General features: G+C 49.1%; 20 protein-coding genes. 17 read left to right on the top strand and 3 right to left on the bottom strand.

The genetic code is table 11. The features are described from left to right. Window positions 1-7: 7 nt before the first annotated feature. From DXA97_RS07770 to DXA97_RS07745, 6 genes are all read left to right on the top strand, one after another. Entirely contained in the window at window positions 8-1,810 is a 1,803-nt protein-coding gene (locus DXA97_RS07770) for a sensor histidine kinase (RefSeq protein ID WP_118719271.1), read from the top strand. Continuing rightward, window positions 1,807-2,778 (top strand): substrate-binding domain-containing protein, encoded by a 972-nt coding sequence (locus DXA97_RS07765; protein ID WP_118719269.1) that lies wholly within the window; start codon window positions 1,807-1,809, stop codon window positions 2,776-2,778. The genes DXA97_RS07770 and DXA97_RS07765 overlap by 4 nt, the downstream gene beginning before the upstream one ends. Window positions 2,779-2,791: 13 nt before the next feature. Then, window positions 2,792-3,823: a galactose ABC transporter substrate-binding protein gene (locus tag DXA97_RS07760; protein ID WP_118719267.1), complete on the top strand. Its 1,032-nt coding sequence runs from the start codon at window positions 2,792-2,794 to the stop codon at window positions 3,821-3,823. Window positions 3,824-3,974: 151 nt separating this feature from the next. Then, complete coding sequence (locus DXA97_RS07755; protein WP_118719265.1) at window positions 3,975-5,087, top strand: galactose ABC transporter substrate-binding protein; 1,113 nt, start codon at window positions 3,975-3,977, stop codon at window positions 5,085-5,087. A gap of 155 nt (window positions 5,088-5,242) precedes the next feature. Continuing rightward, on the top strand, window positions 5,243-6,754 hold the full coding sequence (locus tag DXA97_RS07750) for a sugar ABC transporter ATP-binding protein (RefSeq protein ID WP_118719263.1): 1,512 nt from the start codon (window positions 5,243-5,245) through the stop codon (window positions 6,752-6,754). An 85-nt stretch (window positions 6,755-6,839) separates the two neighbouring features. Then, entirely contained in the window at window positions 6,840-7,829 is a 990-nt protein-coding gene (locus tag DXA97_RS07745) for a beta-methylgalactoside transporter (protein ID WP_118719261.1), read from the top strand. 61 nt (window positions 7,830-7,890) lie between these two features. On the opposite strand, the gene DXA97_RS07740 is transcribed toward DXA97_RS07745, so the two are convergent. Then, window positions 7,891-8,355, bottom strand: coding sequence for a CYTH domain-containing protein (locus DXA97_RS07740; protein ID WP_118719259.1), 465 nt, complete (start codon window positions 8,353-8,355; stop codon window positions 7,891-7,893). Window positions 8,356-8,564: 209 nt separating this feature from the next. On the opposite strand from DXA97_RS07740, the gene DXA97_RS07735 reads away from it, so the two are divergent. From DXA97_RS07735 to DXA97_RS21995, 11 genes are all read left to right on the top strand, one after another. Continuing rightward, window positions 8,565-9,728: an extracellular solute-binding protein gene (locus DXA97_RS07735; protein ID WP_147355549.1), complete on the top strand. Its 1,164-nt coding sequence runs from the start codon at window positions 8,565-8,567 to the stop codon at window positions 9,726-9,728. A 17-nt stretch (window positions 9,729-9,745) separates the two neighbouring features. Then, the gene (locus DXA97_RS20120; protein WP_118719255.1) at window positions 9,746-10,000 is read left to right on the top strand and encodes a hypothetical protein; all 255 of its coding nucleotides are present in this window, start codon (window positions 9,746-9,748) and stop codon (window positions 9,998-10,000) included. A 10-nt stretch (window positions 10,001-10,010) separates the two neighbouring features. Then, window positions 10,011-12,968, top strand: a complete 2,958-nt coding sequence (locus DXA97_RS07725) for a bifunctional diguanylate cyclase/phosphodiesterase (RefSeq protein WP_118719253.1) — start codon at window positions 10,011-10,013, stop codon at window positions 12,966-12,968. Window positions 12,969-13,064: 96 nt separating this feature from the next. Beyond that, a complete protein-coding gene (gene tig / locus DXA97_RS07720; RefSeq protein ID WP_118719251.1) occupies window positions 13,065-14,351 on the top strand; it encodes a trigger factor in 1,287 nt (428 codons plus the stop codon). Window positions 14,352-14,507: 156 nt separating this feature from the next. Next, complete coding sequence (gene clpP / locus DXA97_RS07715) at window positions 14,508-15,095, top strand: ATP-dependent Clp endopeptidase proteolytic subunit ClpP (protein ID WP_279221137.1); 588 nt, start codon at window positions 14,508-14,510, stop codon at window positions 15,093-15,095. 56 nt (window positions 15,096-15,151) lie between these two features. After that, a complete protein-coding gene (clpX, locus tag DXA97_RS07710) occupies window positions 15,152-16,462 on the top strand; it encodes an ATP-dependent Clp protease ATP-binding subunit ClpX (protein ID WP_118719249.1) in 1,311 nt (436 codons plus the stop codon). 83 nt (window positions 16,463-16,545) lie between these two features. After that, on the top strand, window positions 16,546-18,858 hold the full coding sequence (lon, locus tag DXA97_RS07705) for an endopeptidase La (RefSeq protein ID WP_118719247.1): 2,313 nt from the start codon (window positions 16,546-16,548) through the stop codon (window positions 18,856-18,858). Window positions 18,859-18,877: 19 nt separating this feature from the next. Further along, window positions 18,878-19,531, top strand: coding sequence for a ribosome biogenesis GTP-binding protein YihA/YsxC (gene yihA / locus DXA97_RS07700; RefSeq protein ID WP_118719245.1), 654 nt, complete (start codon window positions 18,878-18,880; stop codon window positions 19,529-19,531). A gap of 137 nt (window positions 19,532-19,668) precedes the next feature. Beyond that, window positions 19,669-20,139 (top strand): methylglyoxal synthase, encoded by a 471-nt coding sequence (locus DXA97_RS07695; protein WP_182436831.1) that lies wholly within the window; start codon window positions 19,669-19,671, stop codon window positions 20,137-20,139. Between the two features lie 66 nt (window positions 20,140-20,205). Beyond that, window positions 20,206-20,694: a membrane dipeptidase gene (locus tag DXA97_RS22000; RefSeq protein WP_347561499.1), complete on the top strand. Its 489-nt coding sequence runs from the start codon at window positions 20,206-20,208 to the stop codon at window positions 20,692-20,694. Between the two features lie 29 nt (window positions 20,695-20,723). After that, window positions 20,724-21,239: a membrane dipeptidase gene (locus tag DXA97_RS21995; RefSeq protein WP_347561498.1), complete on the top strand. Its 516-nt coding sequence runs from the start codon at window positions 20,724-20,726 to the stop codon at window positions 21,237-21,239. A gap of 21 nt (window positions 21,240-21,260) precedes the next feature. Here DXA97_RS21995 and citG read toward each other — a convergent pair whose 3' ends face one another. Next, window positions 21,261-22,127, bottom strand: coding sequence for a triphosphoribosyl-dephospho-CoA synthase CitG (gene citG, locus DXA97_RS07685; protein ID WP_118719243.1), 867 nt, complete (start codon window positions 22,125-22,127; stop codon window positions 21,261-21,263). A 40-nt stretch (window positions 22,128-22,167) separates the two neighbouring features. Further along, window positions 22,168-22,674 (bottom strand): citrate lyase holo-[acyl-carrier protein] synthase, encoded by a 507-nt coding sequence (citX, locus tag DXA97_RS07680; protein ID WP_118719241.1) that lies wholly within the window; start codon window positions 22,672-22,674, stop codon window positions 22,168-22,170. Window positions 22,675-23,058 lie beyond the last annotated feature (384 nt).

The raw sequence follows: 23,058 nt of genomic DNA, 5'->3' as shown, positions 1-23,058 counted from the left end.
ATAGAATATGACAGGAAAGACATTATCCGAGCGCTTCAGCCGGGTCAGCATCCGCTCTATCATTTATCTTTACTTTACCATCAGCGCACTGACTGCACTGGTCCTGATGGGAATTTCCTTTTACGGGCGTCTGGTAAGCCAGATGACATCTGTCATTCAGGAGGAAAACCAGACAATGTTAGCCCAGGTAAATCATTCTGTGGATTCTTACCTGCGCACCATCATGAAGCTGTCGGATTCGCTGTACTATGATGTGATCAAAAATGCGGATCTCTCGGACGAAAGCATCCACAGCGAGCTGAACCTGCTTTACGACAGCAGCTGCGACTATGTGTCGAACATTGCGCTCTTTTCCAAGGATGGGGAGCTGGTGGATACCGTGCCGGCTGCCCGCATCAAAACAGATCTGGATGTGACAAAGGAGGAATGGTTTTCCGATACGCTGGAGCGGACGGAAAACCTGCATTTTACAATGCCGCATGTCCAGTATATTTTCGATAATGATGAAAACCAGTATACCTGGGTCATTACCCTGACCCGAGCGGTGGAGCTGACCCGTGGTGTTTCCACGGAACAGGGAATTTTGCTGATCGATATTACCTATGGAAGTTTAAAGCAGCTTTTAGACAGCATCACCATGGGAAACCACGGTTATCTATACATGATCAGCTCTGGCGGGCAGCTGATCTATCACCCGCAGATGCAGCTGATCGATGCCGGACAGCTGGAAGAAAACATCCAGGCTGCGGTGGGGCACCGCGATGGAAATTACCGGGAGTCCTACCAGGGCAGGATCCGGGATGTGACTGTCAAGTCGGTGGGCTATACCGGCTGGAAGCTGGTGGGAGTGACGCCGGAGCAGGACAGCTATCTGAATACTTTAAAAACCAAGCTGTTCATGGTATTTCTGGTCGGCCTGTTCCTCTTGATCCTAATGATCATCAATGCCTCGATCTCATCGCGTATCACGGTGCCGATCCGGGAACTGGAAAAATCGGTCAATGCTCTGGAAACAGGAAACCTCGATGCGGAGGTTTACCAGGGCGGCTCCTACGAGATCCGGCATCTTGGCCGTTCCATCGGCGATATGGCCAAACAGATCAAGGTACTGATGCAGGATATCGTGGCGGAGCATGAGTCAAAACGGAAAAGCGAGTTTGACACACTCCAGTCCCAGATCAACCCGCATTTCCTATATAATACGCTGGACATTATCGTCTGGATGATCGAGAATGAACAGAAATCCGAAGCGGTGAAGGTCGTGACGGCGCTTGCCAGGTTCTTCCGCATCAGCTTAAGCAAAGGAAAAAGCATTATCACGGTGCGCGATGAGCTGGAGCATGTGCGCAACTATTTAATGATCCAGCAGATGCGCTTTAAGAACAAATTTACCTACACCATCGATGCCGCCCCGGAGGTGCTGGGACTGGCAAGCCTCAAGCTGATGCTGCAGCCGCTGGTGGAGAATGCGATCTATCATGGCATGGAATTTAAGGATGGAGACGGGATTATTGCGGTAACAGCAGTGCAGAAAGAAGATGGACTGTGGTTTACCATTCAGGATAACGGACTTGGCATGACAGAAGAGCAGGTGGAAAGCCTTTTGACAGAGCATGCCCATGTATCATCGAAACGTGGCTCCGGGATCGGTGTGAAAAATGTCAATGAGAGGATCCGGCTGTATTTTGGAAATGAATATGGACTTTCTATCGAATCGGAGCCGGATGAGGGAACTACGATCCGGATCCATCTGCCGGCGGTCGATTACCGGGAGATCCAGGAGAAAGAGGAAAAGGAGAAGGCACAATGAGAAAGCGCGAAACGTGGGGGTTAGTGATCTTTGGCGTGATTCTGGTCTTTTTGTATCTGCTTTCCTCAACAGACCTGATCATTAAGGAACGGAAAACGGAAATTTACCCGGTGTCGGTGATCCTGGATGACAGCACCGGCGAAGCCTACCAGAATTTTAAGAAGGGGGCTGACCGGGCGGCCATCGAGCTGAATGCGGATGTAAGTATGATCACGCTCTATGAAGGCGAAACTCCAGCGCAGCAGATCGAACGGATGGCCAGAGAACAGCAGGATGGTGCAAAGGCACTGGTTGTGATGCCGGAAGCGGAAAGTGAGCTGGAGGAGGCTCTGGCGGAAAAGCGGATCCAGATCCCTCTGGTGCTTGTGAATGCCGCTCTTCCAAGAGACAAGGTTTCTTCTGTGGTAACTGCGGATTATGATGCTATGGGAAGAGAACTGGCAAAGCAGGTAATGGCCTGCCATACGGCAGAGGTTCCGGTCTATCTGTTTTATACAAAAAAAGAATCTGCAGCCAGACGGCATTTCAGGGACGGCGTGGAAACTGTCCTGTGCGGAGGCGGGTATAAGGTAAAACAGCTGGAGCGGCAGGATGGGGATACCTTCCGGAGGACGATTGAAGGGTTTGTCTATCCGGAAACCTCACGTGCGCTGGTCATTGCCCTGGACCCGGAAGCGCTTTTGGAAACAGCGCAGATCCTGGAAGACAGCAGTGTATACCAGGAACATGTGGAGGGACTCTATGGCCGCGGAACGACAACGCAGATCCTGAACTACTTAGACCGCGGCATCATAAGCGGGCTTTGCGTGACGGATGATTTTAGTATCGGTTATTTAAGCATTAAGCGGGCAGTGGAAATCTTATCGAACCAGAAACTGGAGGAAGAGACGGTGCTCGACAGCTATTACATCCGGAAGGATGACCTGCGTTCCCCGGAATTTGAAAAAATGCTCTATCCCATTGAATAGGAGGTAAACCGGCATGAAATTACAAAATAGAAGCATTGTACGCCTTGCATTTGGTTTGCTTGTGGCCTGCGGTCTTCTTTCCGGCTGTCAGGCGGGCAGGGAACCGGAAAAGAAAAATGCGCTCCGGATCGGCGTCAGCCTGTACCGGGCCGATGATACCTTCATCGGGAATATCCGCACGGAACTGGAAAAGAAGGCAAAAAAGTATGAACAGGAAACCGGCATTAAGGTGACCCTGGACATTCAGGATGCGAAGGGAAACCAGTATACCCAGAATAAACAGGTGGAACGTTTTATTTTCCTGGGCTGTGACGCACTCTGCGTCAATCCGGTAGACCGGACAACCTCCTCCGGCATCATCGATCCGGCCATGGCGGCAGAGGTTCCGGTCGTGTTTTTTAACCGGCAGCCGGTTGAGGAAGACATGGACCGCTGGGACAAGCTTTACTATGTAGGCGCGGATGCAAAGGAATCTGCAGTTCTGGAGGCGCAGATTGTTGCAGACCAGTATACAAAGGACCCTGCATCGCTCGATAAAAACGGAGACGGGGTGATCAGTTATGTGCTTTTAGAGGGAGAGAGCAATCATCAGGATTCCCTGATCCGTACCGAATGGTCGGTGCAGACCTTAAAGGACTGCGGGGTTCCGATCGAGAAGATCACAGGGGGCATTGCAAACTGGGAACGCTCGCAGGCCTCTGCGCTGATGGAGCAGTGGCTCTTGGCTTATCCGGATAAGATCGAACTGGTCATCAGCAACAATGATGACATGGCACTTGGCGCCATCGATGCAATGGATCGCGCTGGCATCAACCGCATCCGTGTGGTTGGGATCGATGGAACGACCCCGGGACTGGATGCGGTAAAAAGCGGAAAGATGCTGGGGACGGTATCTTCCGATAAAAGCGGTTACGCAGACGCAATCTTCACGATTGCGGCATCCGCCGGATTAGGTGAACCAATTTCGGAAAAAATCGGCCTGACAGACGGAAAATACTACTGGACCACGCAGAATCATGTCACAAAAGACAACTTAAATCCATAAAAAATTGTAGAATCAAAAAAAATCCATAATGCTGAAAAGAAAATCCTATGGAAAATTGCACAATCCACCAGTATAATGAGCTTGTCAGATGGAGAAAGTAAACAAAAACTTACAAACTATGACAATTTTATTTAAAGGGAGGATTTACATCATGAGATTAACAAAGAAAGTAACCGCTATGGCAATGGCATCCTGCATGATTCTGTCTATGACAGCATGCGGCGGCAGCAAACCGGCAGAGACCACCGCAGCAGCTACCGAGGCAGCAACTGAGGCAGCTACCGAAGCAGCAGAGACCACTGCAGCAGAAATGAAAGAAGTAGCAGGCGGCGATTACGCAGACAAGAAAGTCGGCATTTCCATTTATAAATTCGATGATAACTTCATGACTCTGTACCGTACCGAGTTAGAGAGATACTTAACCGAGGACCTTGGCTTCAAGAAAGAGAACATCACCGTTCAGGATGGTAAGGGCGATCAGGCAGAGCAGACCAACCAGATCCAGAACTTCATCGCTTCCGGCGTTGACGTTATGATCTTAAACCTGGTTCAGTCTTCTTCCGCACCGCAGGTTACCGATATGTGTAAAGACGCTGGAATCCCGGTTGTTTACATCAACCGTGAGCCAGATACCGCAGAGGAAGAGAGATGGGCTTCCGATGGTATCAACGCTACTTATGTAGGTGCTGACGCAAGACAGTCCGGTACTTACCAGGGCGAGGAAATCCTCGAGACCGAGACCAAGGGCGATATCAACGGCGATGGCAAAGTAAGCTACATCATGGTTCAGGGTGATCCGGAGAACGTAGATGCCCAGTACAGAACCGAGTACTCCATCAAGGCTCTGACCGATGCAGGCGTTGAGGTTGAAGAGCTTCTGCTCCAGAGAGGCGACTGGGATCAGGCAAAGGGCCAGCAGATCGTTCAGGATGCATTAACCCAGTTCGGCGACAAGATCGAGGTTGTTTTCTGTAACAACGATGCAATGGCACTTGGTGCACTGCAGGCAATCGATGCAGCAGGCAGAAAAGTTAACGAGGACATCTATCTGGTAGGTGTTGACGCTCTGACCGAGGCAGTTCAGAACATCACCGATGGCAAGATGACCGGTACCGTATTTAACGATTACATCGGCCAGGCTAAGACCGCAGCTGACATGGCAGTGAAATACTTAGACGGCGAGTCTGTTGATCCGGTTAACATGGTTGACTATGTAAAGGTTACCCCGGACAACGCAGCAGATATTCTTGACATCATCAAATAGTCAGACTCTGGCCTGTAATTAACAGTGATTCATCTTTCGGGTGTGTCGTCTGACACACCCGATTTTTAAAGAAATGCGAACGGCGGCTTAGGATAGCTGGCCGGTGCAGAAAACGGCTGAAAAAGCCGGTACGGAGTCAGAAAGGAGAGAATGGGATGGCAGAGTACAGGTTGGAAATGAAGGGAGTCTGCAAAAGCTTCCCGGGTGTAAAAGCCCTCGACGGCATCAACTTAAGAGTCCGTCCCGGTACCGTCCATGCGTTAATGGGGGAGAACGGAGCCGGAAAATCTACCCTGATGAAATGTTTATTTGGCATCTATAAAATGGATGAAGGCGAGATTTATCTGGATGGACAGAAAATGACGATCCTGAATCCAGATGACGCTTTACATAAAGGACTGGCCATGGTTCACCAGGAGCTGCAGCCGATCCCGGAGAGAACGATCGCAGAGAATATGTATCTGGGCCGTTATCCGTTAAAAAGCTATGGTCCGTTCAAGGTCATTGACCACAAGACCATGAATGAGGAAGCAGCCAAATGGCTGGAAAACGTAAAAATGCCTTATGATCCGAAGGCGAAACTGGGATCTCTTTCCATTGCGCAGATGCAGTCGGTAGAGATCGCAAAAGCAGTATCTATGAGTGCGAAAGTCGTGATCCTCGACGAGCCGACATCTTCTCTTACCGATAACGAGGTAGAGGCGCTGTTCCGCATCGTGCGGGATCTTAAATCCAGAGGCGTATCCATGATCTACATCTCCCACAAGATGGCTGAGATTCGTGAGATCGCCGATGATATTACCATCATGCGTGATGGTACCTATGTAGGAACCTGGGAGGTCAAAGACATCAGCGATGACGAAATCGTCCGCCAGATGGTTGGCCGTGAGCTCACCAACGTTTATCCTCCGATGGAGAATACCATTCAGGATGAAGTGGTTCTGGAAGTGAAGGACCTCTGCAGCATCCACGAGCGTTCCTTCCAGCATATCAGCTTCCAGTTAAAGAAGGGCGAGATCCTTGGTTTTGGTGGCCTGGTCGGAGCCCAGAGAACGGAGCTGATGGAGGCAATCTTCGGTATGCGCCATATTAAGAGCGGTGAGGTTCTGGTCCACGGAAAACCGATCCAGGTATCCAGACCGCGTGATGCCATCAAAGATGGTATCGGAATGATCACAGAGGACCGCCGTGGTACCGGTATCCTTGGATGCCTTTCCATCGCGGACAACGTATCCATTTCCTCCCTTAACAACTACTTAAAGGTCGGACCGATGCTTGACACCGGCAAGATCGAAGCGCTTGTTAAGGAAAATGTAGCAAAGCTGAGTATCAAGACCCCGAGCAGCAAGACACTGATCCAGTCTCTTTCCGGTGGTAACCAGCAGAAGGTTATCATTGCGAGATGGCTGGCCAACAATCCGGACGTGCTGATCATGGACGAGCCGACCAGAGGTATCGATGTCGGCGCGAAGTACGAGATCTACCAGATCATGATCGAACTGACAAGACAGGGCAAATCCATCATTATGATTTCCTCTGAGATGCCGGAGTTAATCGGTATGTCACACCGGATTCTGGTAATGTGTGCAGGAAAGATGACCGGTGAGGTCTCCGATGAGGAAGCAACTCAGGAAAACATCATGAGTATGGCTACTCAGTTCAACTAATGGTAGCAAGGATTCTCTCATCCACGATAGGTGATGAATTGCAAACTGCCAACTGTGGATTGAAACAATTAAGGAGGATACGAGGATGAATAAAAAAAATATTGATATAAAGAAAACCCTGCTGGACAATGGTATCATCATTGTTCTGCTCCTGCTGGTACTCATCACCGGCATTACCAAGGATAATTTCTTCTCCTGGAACAACTTATCCAACATTTCCGTAAATACCGCAGCACGTGTTATCATCGCATTTGGTGTCAGCGGCTGTCTGATCACCAAAGGTACCGACCTTTCCGCAGGCCGTATGGTAGGTCTTGCTTCCTGTGTCGCAGGTACCTTACTTCAGACCGCAGACTACAGCGGTAAGTTTTTCCCGAATTTAGGCGATATGCCGGTATTCGGTATTCTGGCTTTATGTATCCTGATCTGCTGCATCTTCGGCCTGATCAATGGTATCGTTATCGCTTACTTAAATGTACCGGCCTTCATCGGCACCCTGGGCATGCAGCTGGCTGTATACGGCATCTGCCTGGTATACACCAACGCAACTCCTCTGGGCGGCTACCGCAAGGCTTACACCGCGATCGCAACCGGGAAACTGTTTGGCCAGATCCCGTACATGTTCATCATCGCATTTGTGATTGGCCTGGTTATGTGGTTCGTATTCAACTACACCCGTCACGGCAAATACATGTATGCGATCGGCGGCAACGAGGCTGCTGCTGAGGTATCCGGCGTAAACGTAAAGAAAACCAAGATCATCATCTACGTAACTGCTGCAGCCCTTTATGCGATTGCAGGCTTCCTGCTTGGCGCAAAAGCCGGCGGTGCCAGCGTTAACATGGGTCAGGGCTATGAGCTGGAGGCAATCGCAGCATGTACCATCGGCGGTGTATCCGTTAATGGTGGTATCGGCCGTATCTCCGGTGTTGTCATCGGTGTTCTGGTATTCGAGCTGTTGAAATCTTCCATGCAGTTCCTTGGTATCCAGACAAACTACCAGTACATTGTACAGGGTATCGTAATCATCGTGGCAATCGCCCTCGATATCCGCAAATATATTGCAAAGAAATAATAATTTGATTAATTTTAATAGGGCCGTGTGAGTTGCCGAAAGGCAACTCACACGGCCTTTGTCATACATTTAAATTGTTATTTGCCTGGCTCAGACGGCTATTCTGGTACTTGCTGGAGAGGGTGACATCTTCCCCAAACCAGGCAGGGGGAACAAACGCATTGGCCTCGTCGACCGAGGAAAATTCAACCTCTGCCAGCACCAGTCCCTCGTATGCACCGGAGAATACATCCAGCTCGATGGTAAGGCTGGTGCCCTGGATCGGCTTTTTGTAGCGCGTTTTTGTGATGATGATTCCGTCGGCCTTGGAAAGCAGGTGCTCATAGGACTCTCTGGTGAGCGGAAGGTTGTATTCCTCCCGCGCCAGGAGCCCTTTTGATTTGTAGGTGAGATAGTATTCGTCATTCTCTTTCCGGACCCGGACAACCGGGGCTGTGCTTAAATAGCCCTGTTCCATCTGAATGGCTTCCCATGACTGGTAATCCGGCGGCAGAGCCGGGACCAGAAATTTTCGTTCAATTTCCATAATTTCTCCTTCTGTGTCGAATTTTGCGTTCTTTATCAGAAATGCAAGAGAATTTGTAATTCTTTACCATGAGTATACAGGAAATCGTTGGAAAAATAAAGGGTTTGTGGTATGATGGATAGAAATGTGGGAAAACGTTATTGTTCCATTTGCCAGAAAACGGCAATGCGGGAGCAATAAAGAAAAGAAAGGGTCAGGTGAATCATTTTATGAAGAGAACGGTTGTTCTTCCGGTTCTGCTGGCTGGTACTTTCGCACTGGCTGCATGCAGCCGCGCAGAAGCACCGGATGACAGACCGGTACATATTACCATGTGGAATTATTATAATGGAGAGCAGAAGGAGCAGTTCGACCAGCTGGTGCAGGAGTTTAATGATACGGTAGGAGTAGATGAAAAGATCATCGTGGAGACTACCAGCAAGGGAAGTGTGACAGAGCTTCAGGATGCAGTTTATGCAAGTATGGATGGAAAAACCGGAAGTGATCCTTTGCCGGATCTTTGCTCAGCTTATGCAGATACTGCCTATGACCTTTACAAAAAAGACCTGATCGTGGATTATAAATCATTTCTGACCGATGAGGAATATGACAGCTATGTCTCCGGCTATGTGGAAGAGGGCGATTTCGGCGGAGAGGATTCCATGATGATCTTTCCTGTCGCAAAATCATCGGAGGTGCTTACCGTCAACATGACAGCATGGGAGCCGTTTGCAGAGGAGACAGGTGCATCCCTGGAGGAGCTTTCCACCTGGGAGGGCCTTGCAAAAACAGCAAAGGCGTATTATGAGTGGACCGATGCAAAAACAGAACAGCCCGGTGATGGCCAGGCATTTTTCGGCCGCGATTCCTTTGCAAACTATATGCTGATCGGAAGCCACCAGCTGAGACATGCCGTTTATGCGGGGGAGCAGGGCACCATGAAGACCGATTTCGATAAAGAGACCATGCGCCGTCTCTGGGACAATTACTATGAGCCTTATATCCGCGGCTATTATCTGGAGGAGGGAAAATTCCGCAGTGATGACTTAAAAACAGGCCGAATCATAGCATATGTCGGATCTACCAGCGGAGCTGCCTACACACCGGAGCAGGTTACCTACGATGACGGAACGACCCAGGAGATCACCTGCAATATGCTGCCGCTTCCGAATTTTGAAGGAACAGATGCCTGCGCGGTCCAGCAGGGCGCGGGAGTGGTCATGTTTGGTTCCGATGAAAAAACAGAAAAAGCAGCCGTTACCTTTTTAAAATGGCTGACGCAGGACAGCCAAAATGTCCGCTTTTCTGCGGCATCCGGCTACCTTCCGGTCAAAAAAGTGCAAATGATACGGAAGAGATCACCGGCTATTTCAAAGAAAACGGGAAGGAACTGAATCCAAAGCTGGAAGCTATGTTAGACACTGCCATTGCACAGGTGCACCAGTATGAGCTTTACACGGCAAAACCGTTTGAACATGCAAATGATGCAAGAAAGGTGATCGACCGTACCATGCCGGAGCTGGCAAAGGCAAACCGTGAGCAGGTTCTTGCGCTGCTTGCAGAGGGCAGTTCACTGGAAGATGCGGTTGCACAATTTGACACCGCTGAGATCTTTGAAGAGTGGTACGAGGATACGCAGAACCAGCTTGAAAATCTGACAGATTGAGGTTAATTTCATGAAAAGTGCAAGATCCATGAAGTCCAGGCTTATCATTCCATTTTGCCTGATCCTGGTGGTCCAGACCGTGTTTATGATGGTCTTTCTATCCAATGGCATGGTGGCAAAAAGTCTTTATACGAATGAGATCAACTCCTTAGAGAAGGACGTGCAAAACAGTGAGCTTCTTCTGGAACGGGAAATGGTGCAGCACTGGCTGAGCGATATCCGTTCCTCCGATACGATCCAGAAAAGAATCCAGGCGCTTCTAAAGGAACGGGGGATGGAGCCGGAGGCGATCCAGACAGACTGGAAGCTGAATTCCCAGCTCTTAAATGGAATCATGCCGGATGTTCTGAATCTGCTCCACAGAAGCTACGGAAACAGCGTGTATGTGATCTTAAATGGTCCGGTATCCAGCCAGAGCAAAAACGGCCACAAAGCAGGTGTTGCTGTCATGGATACAGATAGCAGCAGCTATGCTGCAGACAATTCGGACCTGCTGTTGCTGCGTGGTGCGGCATCAATCTCCAATAATTATAAGATCCCGCTTTCCAGAGACTGGGAGATGGACTTTGACATGACCTGCAACGCTGCAGGTGTGTATCAGTTTTATGATCCGTTTACCATTGCGAAGGGGGCAAAGACGTTTGGGGTGGCTGCCCAGTACGGTTACTTTGGGGAGATTTCCCCTGTGATCCAGTCCGATACGGACGGCGTCAGCTATTCCATTCCTCTTGTGATTGGAGATGGTGACGTGGTCGGTGTTCTTGGCGGCACCATGAGCAAGAGCCAGATTTATTCCCTTTTGAAAAACGAGCTGTTTCACAGCGATGCAGATACGATCCAGCTGATCGCAAAAAGGGAAACAGGCACAAGCCAGCTGATTCCGGTCGTTTCCTATGGCTCTGCGTATAACTGCTGCTTTGGAAGCATGGAAACACTTTCCTATACGGACACAAAATGGCCGGATATGAAAAAGCTCCTTGATGCGGACGGGGATGCCTGGTATTTAAATTCCATGGAGCTTCCAATCTACGGAAATGATTCTCCATATAACCAGACAGAATGGCTGATCGTGGTACTGCGCAGGCAGAGTGTGATGGAATCCATCTTCCAGAAGCTGATGAACGGGCTGCTGATGGGCTGTGCATTTACCCTGATCCCTGGTATTCTGTTTGCATTGCTGTACGGGGAATACTTTACCCAGCCGATCCGGCGCCTGATCCGGCAGCTGCGCTCCTCAGAAAGTGGAAGCCGCATCCGCCTGCAGAGAACCTGGATCAGTGAGCTGGATGAGCTTAGCCGGGCCATTGAGCATCTGAGCGCAGATGTGGCAGAATCTGCCATGCGTATTTCCCGAATCCTCGATGCGTCCGGGGTTCCGATCGGTGTATTTGAATACTTGCAGGATACCAGAAAGGTATTTTGCAGCCGCAGCCTGTTTGAGCTTCTCGGCCTGCAGGAAACGGATGAGGACTATGCTTACCTGGAGCCTGAGGGCTTTGCAAAGATGATGCAGGTTCTCGGGCCTGGACTGCGGGAAAGTGAGGATGTCAGTCTTTACCAGATCAGCCGTGACGGGTCAGACCGCTATCTGCGCTTAAAGATCGTGAAGGCAGAGAACGGAAATGAGACGGGAGTCTTGTTAGACGTAACGGAAGAAGTAGAAAAACAGAGAAAGCTGGAACTCGAGCGTGATTATGACCAGCTGACCCAGCTTTACAACCGCGGAGTATTCCGAAGAAACACGGAGGCTTTGCTAAACAGTGGCAAGCTGGCCTGTGCAGCGCTTGTTATGTGGGATCTTGATAACTTAAAGTATGTCAATGATACCTATGGCCATGAGATGGGAGACCGCTACATCTGCCTGTTTGCAGACCAGCTAAAGCTTCTTGCTGCGTCCGGTGCAGTGGTGGAGCGCCATTCCGGCGACGAGTTTATGGCATTTTTGTGCGGGGAAAATGAAGCACAGATTCTGGAACAGGTCCGTACGTTTTTTGCAAATGCAAGAAAGGCATCTCTGCAGGTGGAGGATGGCTACGAGCTTCCCCTGCGTGCATCTGCAGGTGTGACCTGGTATCCGCGCCAGGCAAGGGATTTCCAGACCCTGACCAGATATGCGGATTTTGCCATGTATATGGCAAAGCACAGCACCAAAGGCGTATTGCAGGAATTCGATCTTTCCAGTTACCAGAAAAATTCCTATCTGCTTTCCGGCAGGGAGGAGTTAAACCAGCTGCTTGAACGCAGCGACATCCCGTTTGCCCTGCAGCCGATCCTCAGCCGTGACGGAAGTGTTTTCGGTTATGAGGCACTGATGCGCCCGAACAGTAAGAACCTGAAAAATATCCAGGAGGTGCTGACATTGGCCAAGCGCCAGGCTAAGCTGCCGCAGTTTGAACGTTTGACATGGGTCTGTGCACTGAGGTGGTTCCGGGAGCACGATACGGAGCTTCCGGCTGGAAGCCGTCTGTTCATTAATTCCATTGCGAATACCTCGCTGTCAACGGAATGCTTAGAGGAACTGATCCAGACCTACCCGGATCTGTTAAAGCGGGTCGTGCTCGAGGTAACAGAAGGGGAAGAGGTCAACAGCAGCGATATGGAACTGAAAACCCGCGCAGTTGCCCGCACCGGCGGTATGATCGCTTTAGACGATTTCGGGTCCGGCTATAGCAGTGAGGGAAGCCTTCTGAACCTGGATGTGAATATCGTAAAGCTGGACATGGAGCTGGTGCAAGGAATCCATGAAAACCCGGATAAGCAGGAGCTGGCGGCAAACCTGATCCATTACTGCAAGGATCGGAATATTCTGGTTCTGGCTGAGGGCGTGGAGCGGATCGAAGAGCTGCATACCATGCTGATACTTGGCGCAGACTTGTTCCAGGGCTATTATCTGGGCCGCCCTGAGATGGAGATCCGTCCGGTAAACCCCTATGTAGTAGGAAAAATGAGGGCTTTATCGCAAAATTAGGACTGGTAATTATAAAAAGTCTATGCTATAATGGTGAATTGAAGTGTGGCGCCCTGCCGGGACGGCCATACATAGATGTAAGGAGGAACCCATATCATGAGTTTACAGGTAGAAAAATTAGAGAAAAACATGGCGAAATTAACCGTAGAAGTACCGGCAGAGCAGTTCGAGGCAGCTCTTAAAACTTCCTATAACAAGAATAAAAACAAATTCAACATTCCTGGTTTCCGTAAAGGAAAAGCTCCGCAGGCAATGATCGAGAAAATGTACGGCGCAGGCGTTTTCTATGAGGACGCTGTAGACGAGGCAATCAACGCTTCCTACCCGGACGCTGCAAAAGAGAGCGGTCTTGAGATTGTTTCCAGACCGGAGATCTCCATCGAGCAGGTAGAGAAGGGCAAAGCATTCATCTACGTTGCATCCGTAGCTACCAAGCCGGAGGTTACCCTTGGTGAGTACAAAGGCATCGAAGTAGAGAAGGCAAAACCGGAAGTTACCGATGCTGACGTAGAGGCAGAGTTAAAGAAGGTTCAGGAGCAGAACTCCAGACTGGTAACCGTAGAGGACCGTGCAGTAGCAGACGGTGACCAGACCGTGATCGATTTCGAGGGCTTTGTAGATGGCAAGGCATTCGAGGGCGGCAAGGCAGAGGACTACACCCTGGTGATCGGTTCCCATTCCTTCATCGATACCTTTGAGGATCAGCTGATCGGCAAGAACATCGGCGAGGATGTAGAAGTAAACGTAACCTTCCCGGCTGAGTACCATGCAGCTGAGCTGGCTGGCAAGCCGGCAACCTTCAAGGTTAAGATCAAAGAGATCAAGATGAAAGAGCTTCCGGAGCTGAACGACGAGTTCGCAAGCGAGGTTTCTGAGTTCGAGACTCTGGACGCATACAAAGAGGATGTTAAGAACAAACTGGCTGAGACCAAGCAGGCACAGGCTACCGCTGAGAACGAAAACAACGTAGTACAGAAGGTTGTTGACAACGCTCAGATGGATATCCCGGCACCGATGGTTGATGAGCAGGTTCGCAACATGATCGAGGACTATGCACGCAGACTGCAGAGCCAGGGCATCAGCTTTGACCAGTACCTGCAGTTCACCGGCAGCACCATCGAGCAGCTCCAGGAGCAGATGCGTCCGCAGGCTGAGTTAAGACTGCGCACCCGTCTGGTACTCGAGGCTGTTGTAGCAGCTGAGAAGATTGAGCCGTCTGACGAGTTAGTAGAGGCTGAGATCAAGAAGATGTCTGAGAACTACAAGATGGACGTTGAGCAGATCAAGAGCATCATGGGTGAGGCTGGAATGGCTCAGATGAAGGCTGACATGGCTGTTCAGGAGGCAGTAGATTTCCTGGTAGCTGAGGCTAAGTTAGTATAATATCTTCCAGAAAAGGAAATAGTATGATTATGACTAGGTGCAGATTTCGGGCCAGACCTGGAGTCTGCACCTATCATTGCAAAAGACAGAAATCAGCAGATGCGCTGTGGGCGCATTTCTGGTGTGCAATGAAAATGCAATACAAGACAGGAGGATTTGACGATGGCATTGGTACCTTACGTAATTGAACAGACCAGCAGAGGAGAACGCTCCTACGATATTTATTCCCGATTATTAAAAGAGAGAATTATTTTCCTTGGGGAAGAGGTGACCGACGTTTCAGCAAGCCTGATCGTGGCACAGCTTCTGTTCCTGGAATCCGAAGATCCAGGTAAGGATATTAACTTATATATTAACAGCCCGGGCGGTTCCGTGACTGCTGGCATGGCTATCTACGATACCATGAACTACATCAAATGTGATGTATCTACCGTATGTATCGGTATGGCAGCAAGCATGGGAGCATTTCTTCTGGCAGGCGGTGCAAAAGGAAAACGTTTTGCACTTCCGAACGCAGAGGTTATGATCCACCAGCCATCCGGTGGTGCACAGGGTCAGGCAACGGAGATCCAGATCGTTGCAGAGAAGATCCTGCAGACCAAAAAGAAATTAAATGAGATTCTTGCAGCAAATACCGGCCAGCCGTACGAGGTCATCTGCCGCGACACAGAGCGCGACAACTATATGACTGCGGAAGAAGCATTAAAATACGGCCTGATCGACCAGGTGATCGCAAAACACTAAGCGGACGCCAGGCGTGCAGGAATTGTTACAACCAGGAAAGGACAAGGTGTTATTTTATGCCGACAAGAACAGATGACAGGGTCAGATGCTCTTTCTGCGGAAAGACCCAGGATCAGGTAAGAAAACTGATTGCCGGTTCCAACAATGTATTTATCTGTGACGAATGTATCGAGCTTTGCGGGGAAATCCTCGCAGAGGAATTAGAAGAAAATGAAGAGGAAGTAGAAACTGTTTCGCCTTTAGCGGGAATTAATCTGTTGAAGCCGAAGGAGATCAAGTCATTCTTAGATGAGTATGTCATTGGACAGGATGCAGCAAAGAAGGTGCTGTCTGTCGCAGTGTACAATCATTATAAGCGGATCACCTCCGGGGCAGGCAGCGATGTCGATGTACAAAAGAGCAATATCCTGATGCTGGGTCCGACCGGTTCCGGTAAGACCTATCTTGCACAGACCCTTGCCAAGATCTTGAACGTTCCGTTTGCCATTGCCGATGCAACTGCCCTGACAGAAGCAGGCTATGTCGGTGAAGACGTAGAGAACATCCTCTTAAAACTGATCCAGGCAGCAGATTACGATATCAGCAGAGCGGAATACGGTATCATCTACGTAGACGAGATCGATAAGATCACCAAGAAGTCTGAAAATGTTTCCATTACCCGAGATGTATCAGGTGAGGGTGTCCAGCAGGCACTCTTAAAGATCTTAGAGGGTACGGTTGCAAGTGTGCCGCCGCAGGGTGGAAGAAAGCATCCGCACCAGGAACTGATCCAGATCGACACCACCAATATTCTGTTTATCTGCGGCGGTGCTTTCGATGGTCTGGAAAGAATCATCGAGAGCAGACTCAGCGCCGGATCTATTGGCTTCAACGCAGAGGTCGTAGATAAGAACAAGACAGACATCGACGAGCTTTTGCGTCAGGTTGAGCCGCATGATCTGGTAAAATTTGGTTTGATCCCGGAGTTTATCGGACGTGTTCCGGTAACCGTTTCCCTGGATCTTCTGGACGAGCATTCCCTGGCACGGATCCTGACAGAGCCGAAGAATGCACTGACCAAGCAGTACCAGAAGCTGTTTGAGCTAGATGGCGTAAAGCTGGAGTTTACCCCGGAGGCAGTTGCTGAGGTTGCAAAGCTTGCAGTGGCAAGAAAAACCGGAGCAAGAGGCCTGCGTTCTATTCTGGAATCTGTCATGATGGATATCATGTATGAAATTCCGTCCGACAACAATATCGGCATCTGCACCATTACCAAGGATGTCGTAGATAAAACCGGAGAGCCGGAGCTGGTATACCGCGATACGGCTGTGCCACGCAAGACCCTCTCCCAGAGACTGAAGAAAGAAAAATCCGACGAAATTGCTTAAATGACATAAGCCGGATCGTGTAAATGAAAATGGGAGCTTATGGCTCCCATTTTCTGAGTTTAAATCTATTTAGGAGGAACCTGATGGAAGATACAAAAATACTAACTATGCCGGTCATCGCGCTTCGCGGCCTTACCATGCTTCCGGAAATGACCATCAGCTTCGATATCAGCCGCAAAAAATCGATCGCAGCAGTAGAAAAGGCCATGGTCAGTGACCAGAGAGTCTGCCTTGTCGCACAGAAGGATCCAGATATCCAGAATCCGGCATTTGAGCAGCTTTATCATATTGGTACTGTTTCTTACATAAAGCAGCTGGTAAAAATGCCGGGCGGGATCGTCCGTGTCATGGCAGAGGGCCAGGAGCGGGCGGAGCTTCTTGACCTGGACAGCGAGGAGCCTGCGCTGATCGGTGAGGTGCTTCTCACAGAGGAGCAGGAGGCCGATGTAGATGGTGCGGCAGCTGAGGCCATGTCCCGCATCTTAAAGGAAAAGCTGGAGGCGTATGGGCGCCAGCATCCGAAATTTGCAAAAGAGATCCTGCCAAACATGATGCTGTGCGATGATCTGGAAAGCCTTATGCTCCAGATGGCAAGTGAACTTCCGTGGGATTACCGTATCCGCCAGAGTTATCTGGAGGAGCCGACGTTGGCCGGACAGTACGAGGTACTGCTTTCCAACCTGATCCATGAGATCGAGGTATCCCAGATCCACCGGGAGCTTCAGGAAAAGGTAAAAGAAAACATCGATAAAAACCAGAAGGATTATATCCTTCGGGAGCAGATGAAGGTGATCCGCGAAGAACTCGGCGAAGACCTGATGTCCGATGCCGATGAATACGAAAAGCAGCTTGCTTCCTTAAAGGCAGATAAGGAAGTAAAGGAAAAGATCCAGAAAGAGATCGACCGTTTAAAAGGCATGCCGGGCGGCGGACAGGAAAGCAATGTGATCCGCACCTACATTGAGACGGTTCTGGAACTTCCATGGAATAAAATATCCAAAGATAATAATGACTTAAAACACGCGAAGGAGATCCTGGAGGAAGATCATTATGGTCTGGAACAGGTAAAGGAGCGCGTATTAGAGTATCTGGCAGTCCGTGTCCTGACAAAGAAAGGTAATAGCCCGATCATCTGTCTGGTGGGACCTCCGGGAACTGGTAAAACTTCCATTGCCCGTTCGGTAGCACGCGCTTTAAATAAAAAGTATGTGCGTATCAGTCTGGGCGGTGTCCACGACGAGGCTGAGATCCGCGGACACCGGAAGACCTATGTTGGTGCCATGCCGGGCCGTCTGGTCGATGGACTGCGCCAGGCAGGTGTGTCTAACCCGCTCATGCTCTTAGACGAGATCGATAAGATCAGCAGTGATTATAAGGGCGATACCTCCTCTGCACTGCTTGAGGTGCTGGATGGAGAACAGAATGTGAAGTTCCGCGATCACTATGTAGAGCTCCCAATCGATCTGTCGAATGTTTTATTTATCGCGACGGCCAATACGACACAGACCATTCCGGGACCGCTTTTAGACCGTATGGAGGTCATTGAGGTCAACAGTTATACGGAAAACGAAAAATTCCATATCGCACGCAACTATCTGGTGGAGAAGCAGCGCAAACGCTGTGGCTTAAAAAAGGATCAGATCGTCATTTCTGATTCTGCCTTAAAAAAGATCATTCATAATTACACTCGCGAGGCCGGTGTCCGTAATCTGGAGCGCCGGATCGGGGAAATCTGCCGGAAATCTGCCCGTGAGTATCTGGAACACAAAAAGGAACACATCCGTGTTACCGAGTCCAATCTGGAAAAGTACCTTGGCAAGGAGAAGATTACCTTTGAGGATGCGAATGAAGAAGACCAGGTTGGTATTGTGCGTGGTCTTGCGTGGACCAGTGTCGGTGGTGACACGCTGCAGATCGAGGTTAATGTGATGCCGGGCAAAGGCGAGTTAAAGCTGACCGGACAGATGGGTGATGTCATGAAGGAATCTGCCATGACAGCCTTAACCTATGTACGCTCCATCTGCCCGCAGTATGATGTGCCGGATGATTATTTTGCAAAGCATGACATCCATATCCATATTCCTGAAGGGGCCGTGCCGAAGGATGGTCCTTCTGCCGGAATTACCATGGCAACTGCCATGTTCTCCGCAGTGGTAAACCGCAAGGTACTGGCAAAGGTGGCTATGACCGGTGAGATCACCCTGCGCGGCCGTGTGCTTCCGATCGGCGGCCTGAAGGAGAAGATCCTGGCGGCTAAGATGGCCCATATGGAGACGGTTCTGGTGCCGGAGAAAAACCGTGCGGATATTGCGGAATTATCGAAGGAGATCACAAAGGGCCTGAATATCCTTTATATGAAGAGCATGGACGATGTGCTGGCTGCAGCACTTGCATAATAAAAAGTGAGGATGAAACATGATTATTAGAAAAGCGGAACTGGAGACAGTCTGTGGTATTACCAGCACATTGCCGGAAAACCTTCTTCCGGAATTTGCTTTTGCAGGGAAATCCAATGTAGGAAAATCTTCCCTAATCAATGGTCTGTTAAACCGCCGTGCGCTGGCGAGAACTTCCTCACAGCCTGGCAAGACGCAGACGATCAATTTCTATAATGTCAATGACAGCTTGTACTTTGTTGATCTGCCGGGCTATGGCTACGCAAAGGTATCTGTTGAGGTAAAAGCAAAATGGGGCAAGATGATCGAACGGTATTTAAAGAAATCGAAGATGCTCAAATGCATTTTCCTTTTAATCGATATCCGGCATGATCCATCTGCGAATGACAAGATGATGTACGACTGGATCGTTTCCAATGGCTATAAGCCAGTCATCATCGCAACAAAGCTTGATAAATTAAAGCGCAGCCAGATCCAGAAGCATGTGAAGATGGTGCGCGAGGGACTTGGTCTCGCCAAAGAAGATATCCTGATCCCGTTCTCTGCGGAAACGAAACAGGGACGGGATGAAATCTGGGCACTGATCGATTCTTTACAAAATCCTGTTTCCGAAAGCGAAGCTATTTCCGGAAACACATTGCCGGATCCGGAAAATAGACCGGAAAAGGAATAAGATGATACGATAAGATTTTACAAAAATTTCACTTGTATGTTTTTCAAATATGTGATACCTTTTAGCTAATCCGCAGAGGAGAAATATGGTTGTCATTCACACAAGGGTGTATGGCAGCAATAAGGAGGATCTGTTATATGTCTCAGGAATACATTACATTTACTATTGGCAGCAAAAAGAACATTGCACTGATCGCTCATGACAATGAAAAACCAAAGCTGATCGCATGGTGCAAAGAGCATAAGGACGAGCTGGAAAAGCATAATCTGTATGGAACCGGCACGACCGCCCGCATGATCACGGATCAGACAGGGCTTACGGTAAAAGGCTACAACAGCGGCCCTCTGGGCGGTGACCAGCAGATCGGCGCGAAGATCGTGGAAGGCGTCATCGATTTTGTGGTATTCTTTTCCGATCCATTAACAGCCCAGCCTCACGATCCGGATGTAAAAGCCCTGATGCGTATCGCGCAGGTTTATGATATTCCCATGGCTGTCAACAAAGCTACAGCGGATTTCATGATCACATCCTGTTTTATGAACACGGATTATCAGCATGAGGTGATCAATTTTAAACGCAATATTGAAGAACGTGCGGAAACATTATAATATGAAAAAGAAAAGAGACCGGTGGGAAAGCCGGTCTCCTGTTTTTAGAGGGAGGACGAAACGTCCATGAAGGTAGTGGATATGCACTGTGATACGATCTCTGAGCTTTTTAAAGCCAGGGAGCGTGGAGAAGCAGGATCTATTTTCGATAACCAGCTTCACATCGACCTAAATAAAATGAAAAAAGGAGACTATTTCCTGCAGAATTTTGCCATGTTTGTGCATCTTGGAAGAGAACAGGATCCGTTTCATTATGCAATGAAGCTGGTAGATTTTTTTTACACGGAGCTTGGGCGTTATGAAGACCAGATCGGCATTGTGAAAAGCTGGAATGACATTGAAGAAAACCGGAGGCAGGGCAGAATGTCTGCCATGCTGACGCTGGAAGAGGGCGGGATCTGTAAAGGTGACATGGCGTGTCTGCGCGATTTTTACCGTCTGGGTGCCAGAATGATGACGATTACCTGGAATTTCCCAAATGAGCTGGGATTTCCGAATGGAAGGATGAGAGCGTATCCCCGGCCAGACCAGTACCGGACACGGTACACGGTTTAACGGAAACCGGAATTGCATTCGTTCAGGAAATGGAACGGATCGGAATGATCATCGATATTTCCCATTTAAATGATGCCGGAATCTGGGATGTATTCCGTTACACAAAAAAGCCATTTGTTGCAAGCCATTCCAATGCACGGGTACTGGCACATCATCCGAGAAATTTAACCGATGAAATGATCCGGGCACTGGCAGAGCGCGGTGGCGTGGCAGGAATCAACTATTACGCATCATTTCTAAAAGACAGACAAGACGAATCAGCGGACACACCATTGGTCTCTTCCCGGGATGCAGTACAAAAAATGCCGCTGCACAGTCTGTGCAGCGACATGGTGGCGCATATGAAACATATGAAACAGGTTGGCGGTATCGGATGTATTGGGCTTGGTTCTGATTTCGATGGAATCGATACCCCGACAGAAATGAAGGACTGCTCCGGAATGCAGCTTCTGGCAGACACCATGAGCCGGAGTGGTTTTACAACCGGAGAGATCGAAGCAGTTTTTCATGGAAATGTACTGCGGCTCTACAAAGAATTATTGTAGAAGGTATTGAAAGAATGCATGTCATGCCCCAGGCTGCGGGTTTCGCTGTTCCAGCCGGTATAAAAGAATGGTAACGGCAAGCAGATCGGCGCATCCGCCTGGGCTGACATTCATCTGGATGAATTTCTTATTTAATTTCTTTAAGGCATCCATTCCCTGGCTGGTGGAGGCACCGCCCAGCTTTAAGAACTGTGCAGCGGCAGTCTTGACATAGCCCTGGACCACGGGGTTGGTCCGGCTTAATACGTTGGTATCGTCGACGTTAGCCATCAGGGTAAGGAGCGTATTCAGATAAGCTTCATTTTCTGTCTGTCCGGAAGAAAAGGAAGCACGGAGCTTTGGAAGGGAAATGGTGCGGACAGAAGGAAAGCCTTTCTGTGCTTCCCCACGGATCCCCTTTGTGCTATAACGCAGGTACAAAAGCTCACCGTTGGTTTTCGGGTTTTTCCGGTCTATTTTCTGGAAATCCTTTCGCATAGCATCGTAGCAGATGTATCCGGCAAGCATAAGGATCTTTTCAGCATCAAAGCGGTTGTGCCGGTTATAGAAGAGCCCGGCTGCTGCCGCGATCGTTCCCATGGAAAAAATCATACCCTTGTGGGTGTTAACGCCGTCTGTTGCCTGAAACATAGCCTTTTCTGCCTCTACGCCTACTGGACGGATCTGCTCAAACAGGGCATTAAAATCTTTGGAGCTCCACCCATGGCCAAGCTCAAACATCCGGGTCAGATATGGGACAATTGCCTTTGTGCTGGCAGCAAAGGTGTCATAGTTCATATCGGTGTGTGCACCGCTGTCGTGGCGGTCTACCAGACCAGGCTTCGGGGTAGCGCCTACCTCCGCCATGAGCGAATAGGCGCATTCCTCAGAAAAAATAGAAGCAATCATAAATACCAGTACCTCCGCAATACAGGATAGTTTGAAATCTTTAAAGTTTGTTCAGAATCTGCGAAATTTCCGCTGTCAGCTCTGCTACGCTATGGCTGCGGCTGCGGCTGCATACATGGGCAGGCTGTCCGCACAGTAGGCACGTTCTGGGAGAAAAGCCAAGGTCCTCCCTGGAAACCTTGCATGCATCGGGACGGAGTACGTCAATATCGAACAGGCGTCCAATGCGGTCCTGATCTTCTAAGGAAACCATGAGCTCCTTTACAAAATCGGGATTTGCATCGACATTGTAGAATGCCTCATAGCCGGTTTTCTCTTTTATGGTTTCCATATGCTGGATCAAAACAAGACGCTCCTTTAACAGTGCCTCAATCCGGCTGCACCCCAGGGCAAAGGCTTCTGGAACACCTGGAAGCACTTTGATGGGGCCAGGTATGTTTAAGGTAAAGCTGATCAGGCTCTTTTTATATTGCTGTAACAGCTGGGCTTGCAGATAGCAGCGGCGTTCCCTGGCCGCCAGCATTTCCTGCAGGTTTACTTCTTCCATAAAAATCCCCTTATTATGTTTTATTTTTATATGCCAATAAAGCTCCGTATTTCATCCGTATGGCAATGAATTCACGATCATTTGGCAGAAATCGGATAAAAGCCATCGTTTTGAAACAGAAGCTGTATTGGATCTCAGAACACTACTTAGTTGTTACGTTTCTCATTATAGGTGAAACATAGCAAAAAGGCAAATACTTAATAAGTTATGGCTATATAAAGAAGCCTTATCAGTTTTTAACATTAGGTTTACGTGTATTTAAACTGTTGAGATCTGAAGAAAAACATTTAATATTATCAGAAAAAATGAATTTGGGTCGGCAGAGTGTAAAAAAGTTTGGCACAAGAGTGGTTTTGTGATATACTGAACATAGTGGATATAAAA

Source organism: Clostridium sp. OF09-36 (genome assembly GCF_003481985.1).
In the GTDB taxonomy this organism is placed as follows: Bacteria; Bacillota; Clostridia; order Lachnospirales; family Lachnospiraceae; genus Brotaphodocola.
The sequence above is the reverse complement of the archived record's forward strand: the minus strand, read 5'-3'. Positions and strand labels throughout refer to the sequence as shown.

What these genes read in the sequence shown, in the direction of transcription:
- DXA97_RS07770 (WP_118719271.1), top strand. Translation starts at nt 8, where the DNA reads ATGACAGGAAAGACATTATCCGAGCGCTTCAGCCGGGTCAGCATCCGC.
- DXA97_RS07765 (WP_118719269.1), top strand. Translation starts at nt 1,807, where the DNA reads ATGAGAAAGCGCGAAACGTGGGGGTTAGTGATCTTTGGCGTGATTCTG.
- DXA97_RS07760 (WP_118719267.1), top strand. Translation starts at nt 2,792, where the DNA reads ATGAAATTACAAAATAGAAGCATTGTACGCCTTGCATTTGGTTTGCTT.
- DXA97_RS07755 (WP_118719265.1), top strand. Translation starts at nt 3,975, where the DNA reads ATGAGATTAACAAAGAAAGTAACCGCTATGGCAATGGCATCCTGCATG.
- DXA97_RS07750 (WP_118719263.1), top strand. Translation starts at nt 5,243, where the DNA reads ATGGCAGAGTACAGGTTGGAAATGAAGGGAGTCTGCAAAAGCTTCCCG.
- DXA97_RS07745 (WP_118719261.1), top strand. Translation starts at nt 6,840, where the DNA reads ATGAATAAAAAAAATATTGATATAAAGAAAACCCTGCTGGACAATGGT.
- DXA97_RS07740 (WP_118719259.1), bottom strand. Translation starts at nt 8,355, where the DNA reads ATGGAAATTGAACGAAAATTTCTGGTCCCGGCTCTGCCGCCGGATTAC.
- DXA97_RS07735 (WP_147355549.1), top strand. Translation starts at nt 8,565, where the DNA reads ATGAAGAGAACGGTTGTTCTTCCGGTTCTGCTGGCTGGTACTTTCGCA.
- DXA97_RS20120 (WP_118719255.1), top strand. Translation starts at nt 9,746, where the DNA reads ATGTTAGACACTGCCATTGCACAGGTGCACCAGTATGAGCTTTACACG.
- DXA97_RS07725 (WP_118719253.1), top strand. Translation starts at nt 10,011, where the DNA reads ATGAAAAGTGCAAGATCCATGAAGTCCAGGCTTATCATTCCATTTTGC.
- tig (WP_118719251.1), top strand. Translation starts at nt 13,065, where the DNA reads ATGAGTTTACAGGTAGAAAAATTAGAGAAAAACATGGCGAAATTAACC.
- clpX (WP_118719249.1), top strand. Translation starts at nt 15,152, where the DNA reads ATGCCGACAAGAACAGATGACAGGGTCAGATGCTCTTTCTGCGGAAAG.
- lon (WP_118719247.1), top strand. Translation starts at nt 16,546, where the DNA reads ATGGAAGATACAAAAATACTAACTATGCCGGTCATCGCGCTTCGCGGC.
- yihA (WP_118719245.1), top strand. Translation starts at nt 18,878, where the DNA reads ATGATTATTAGAAAAGCGGAACTGGAGACAGTCTGTGGTATTACCAGC.
- DXA97_RS07695 (WP_182436831.1), top strand. Translation starts at nt 19,669, where the DNA reads ATGTCTCAGGAATACATTACATTTACTATTGGCAGCAAAAAGAACATT.
- DXA97_RS22000 (WP_347561499.1), top strand. Translation starts at nt 20,206, where the DNA reads ATGAAGGTAGTGGATATGCACTGTGATACGATCTCTGAGCTTTTTAAA.
- DXA97_RS21995 (WP_347561498.1), top strand. Translation starts at nt 20,724, where the DNA reads ATGGAACGGATCGGAATGATCATCGATATTTCCCATTTAAATGATGCC.
- citG (WP_118719243.1), bottom strand. Translation starts at nt 22,127, where the DNA reads ATGATTGCTTCTATTTTTTCTGAGGAATGCGCCTATTCGCTCATGGCG.
- citX (WP_118719241.1), bottom strand. Translation starts at nt 22,674, where the DNA reads ATGGAAGAAGTAAACCTGCAGGAAATGCTGGCGGCCAGGGAACGCCGC.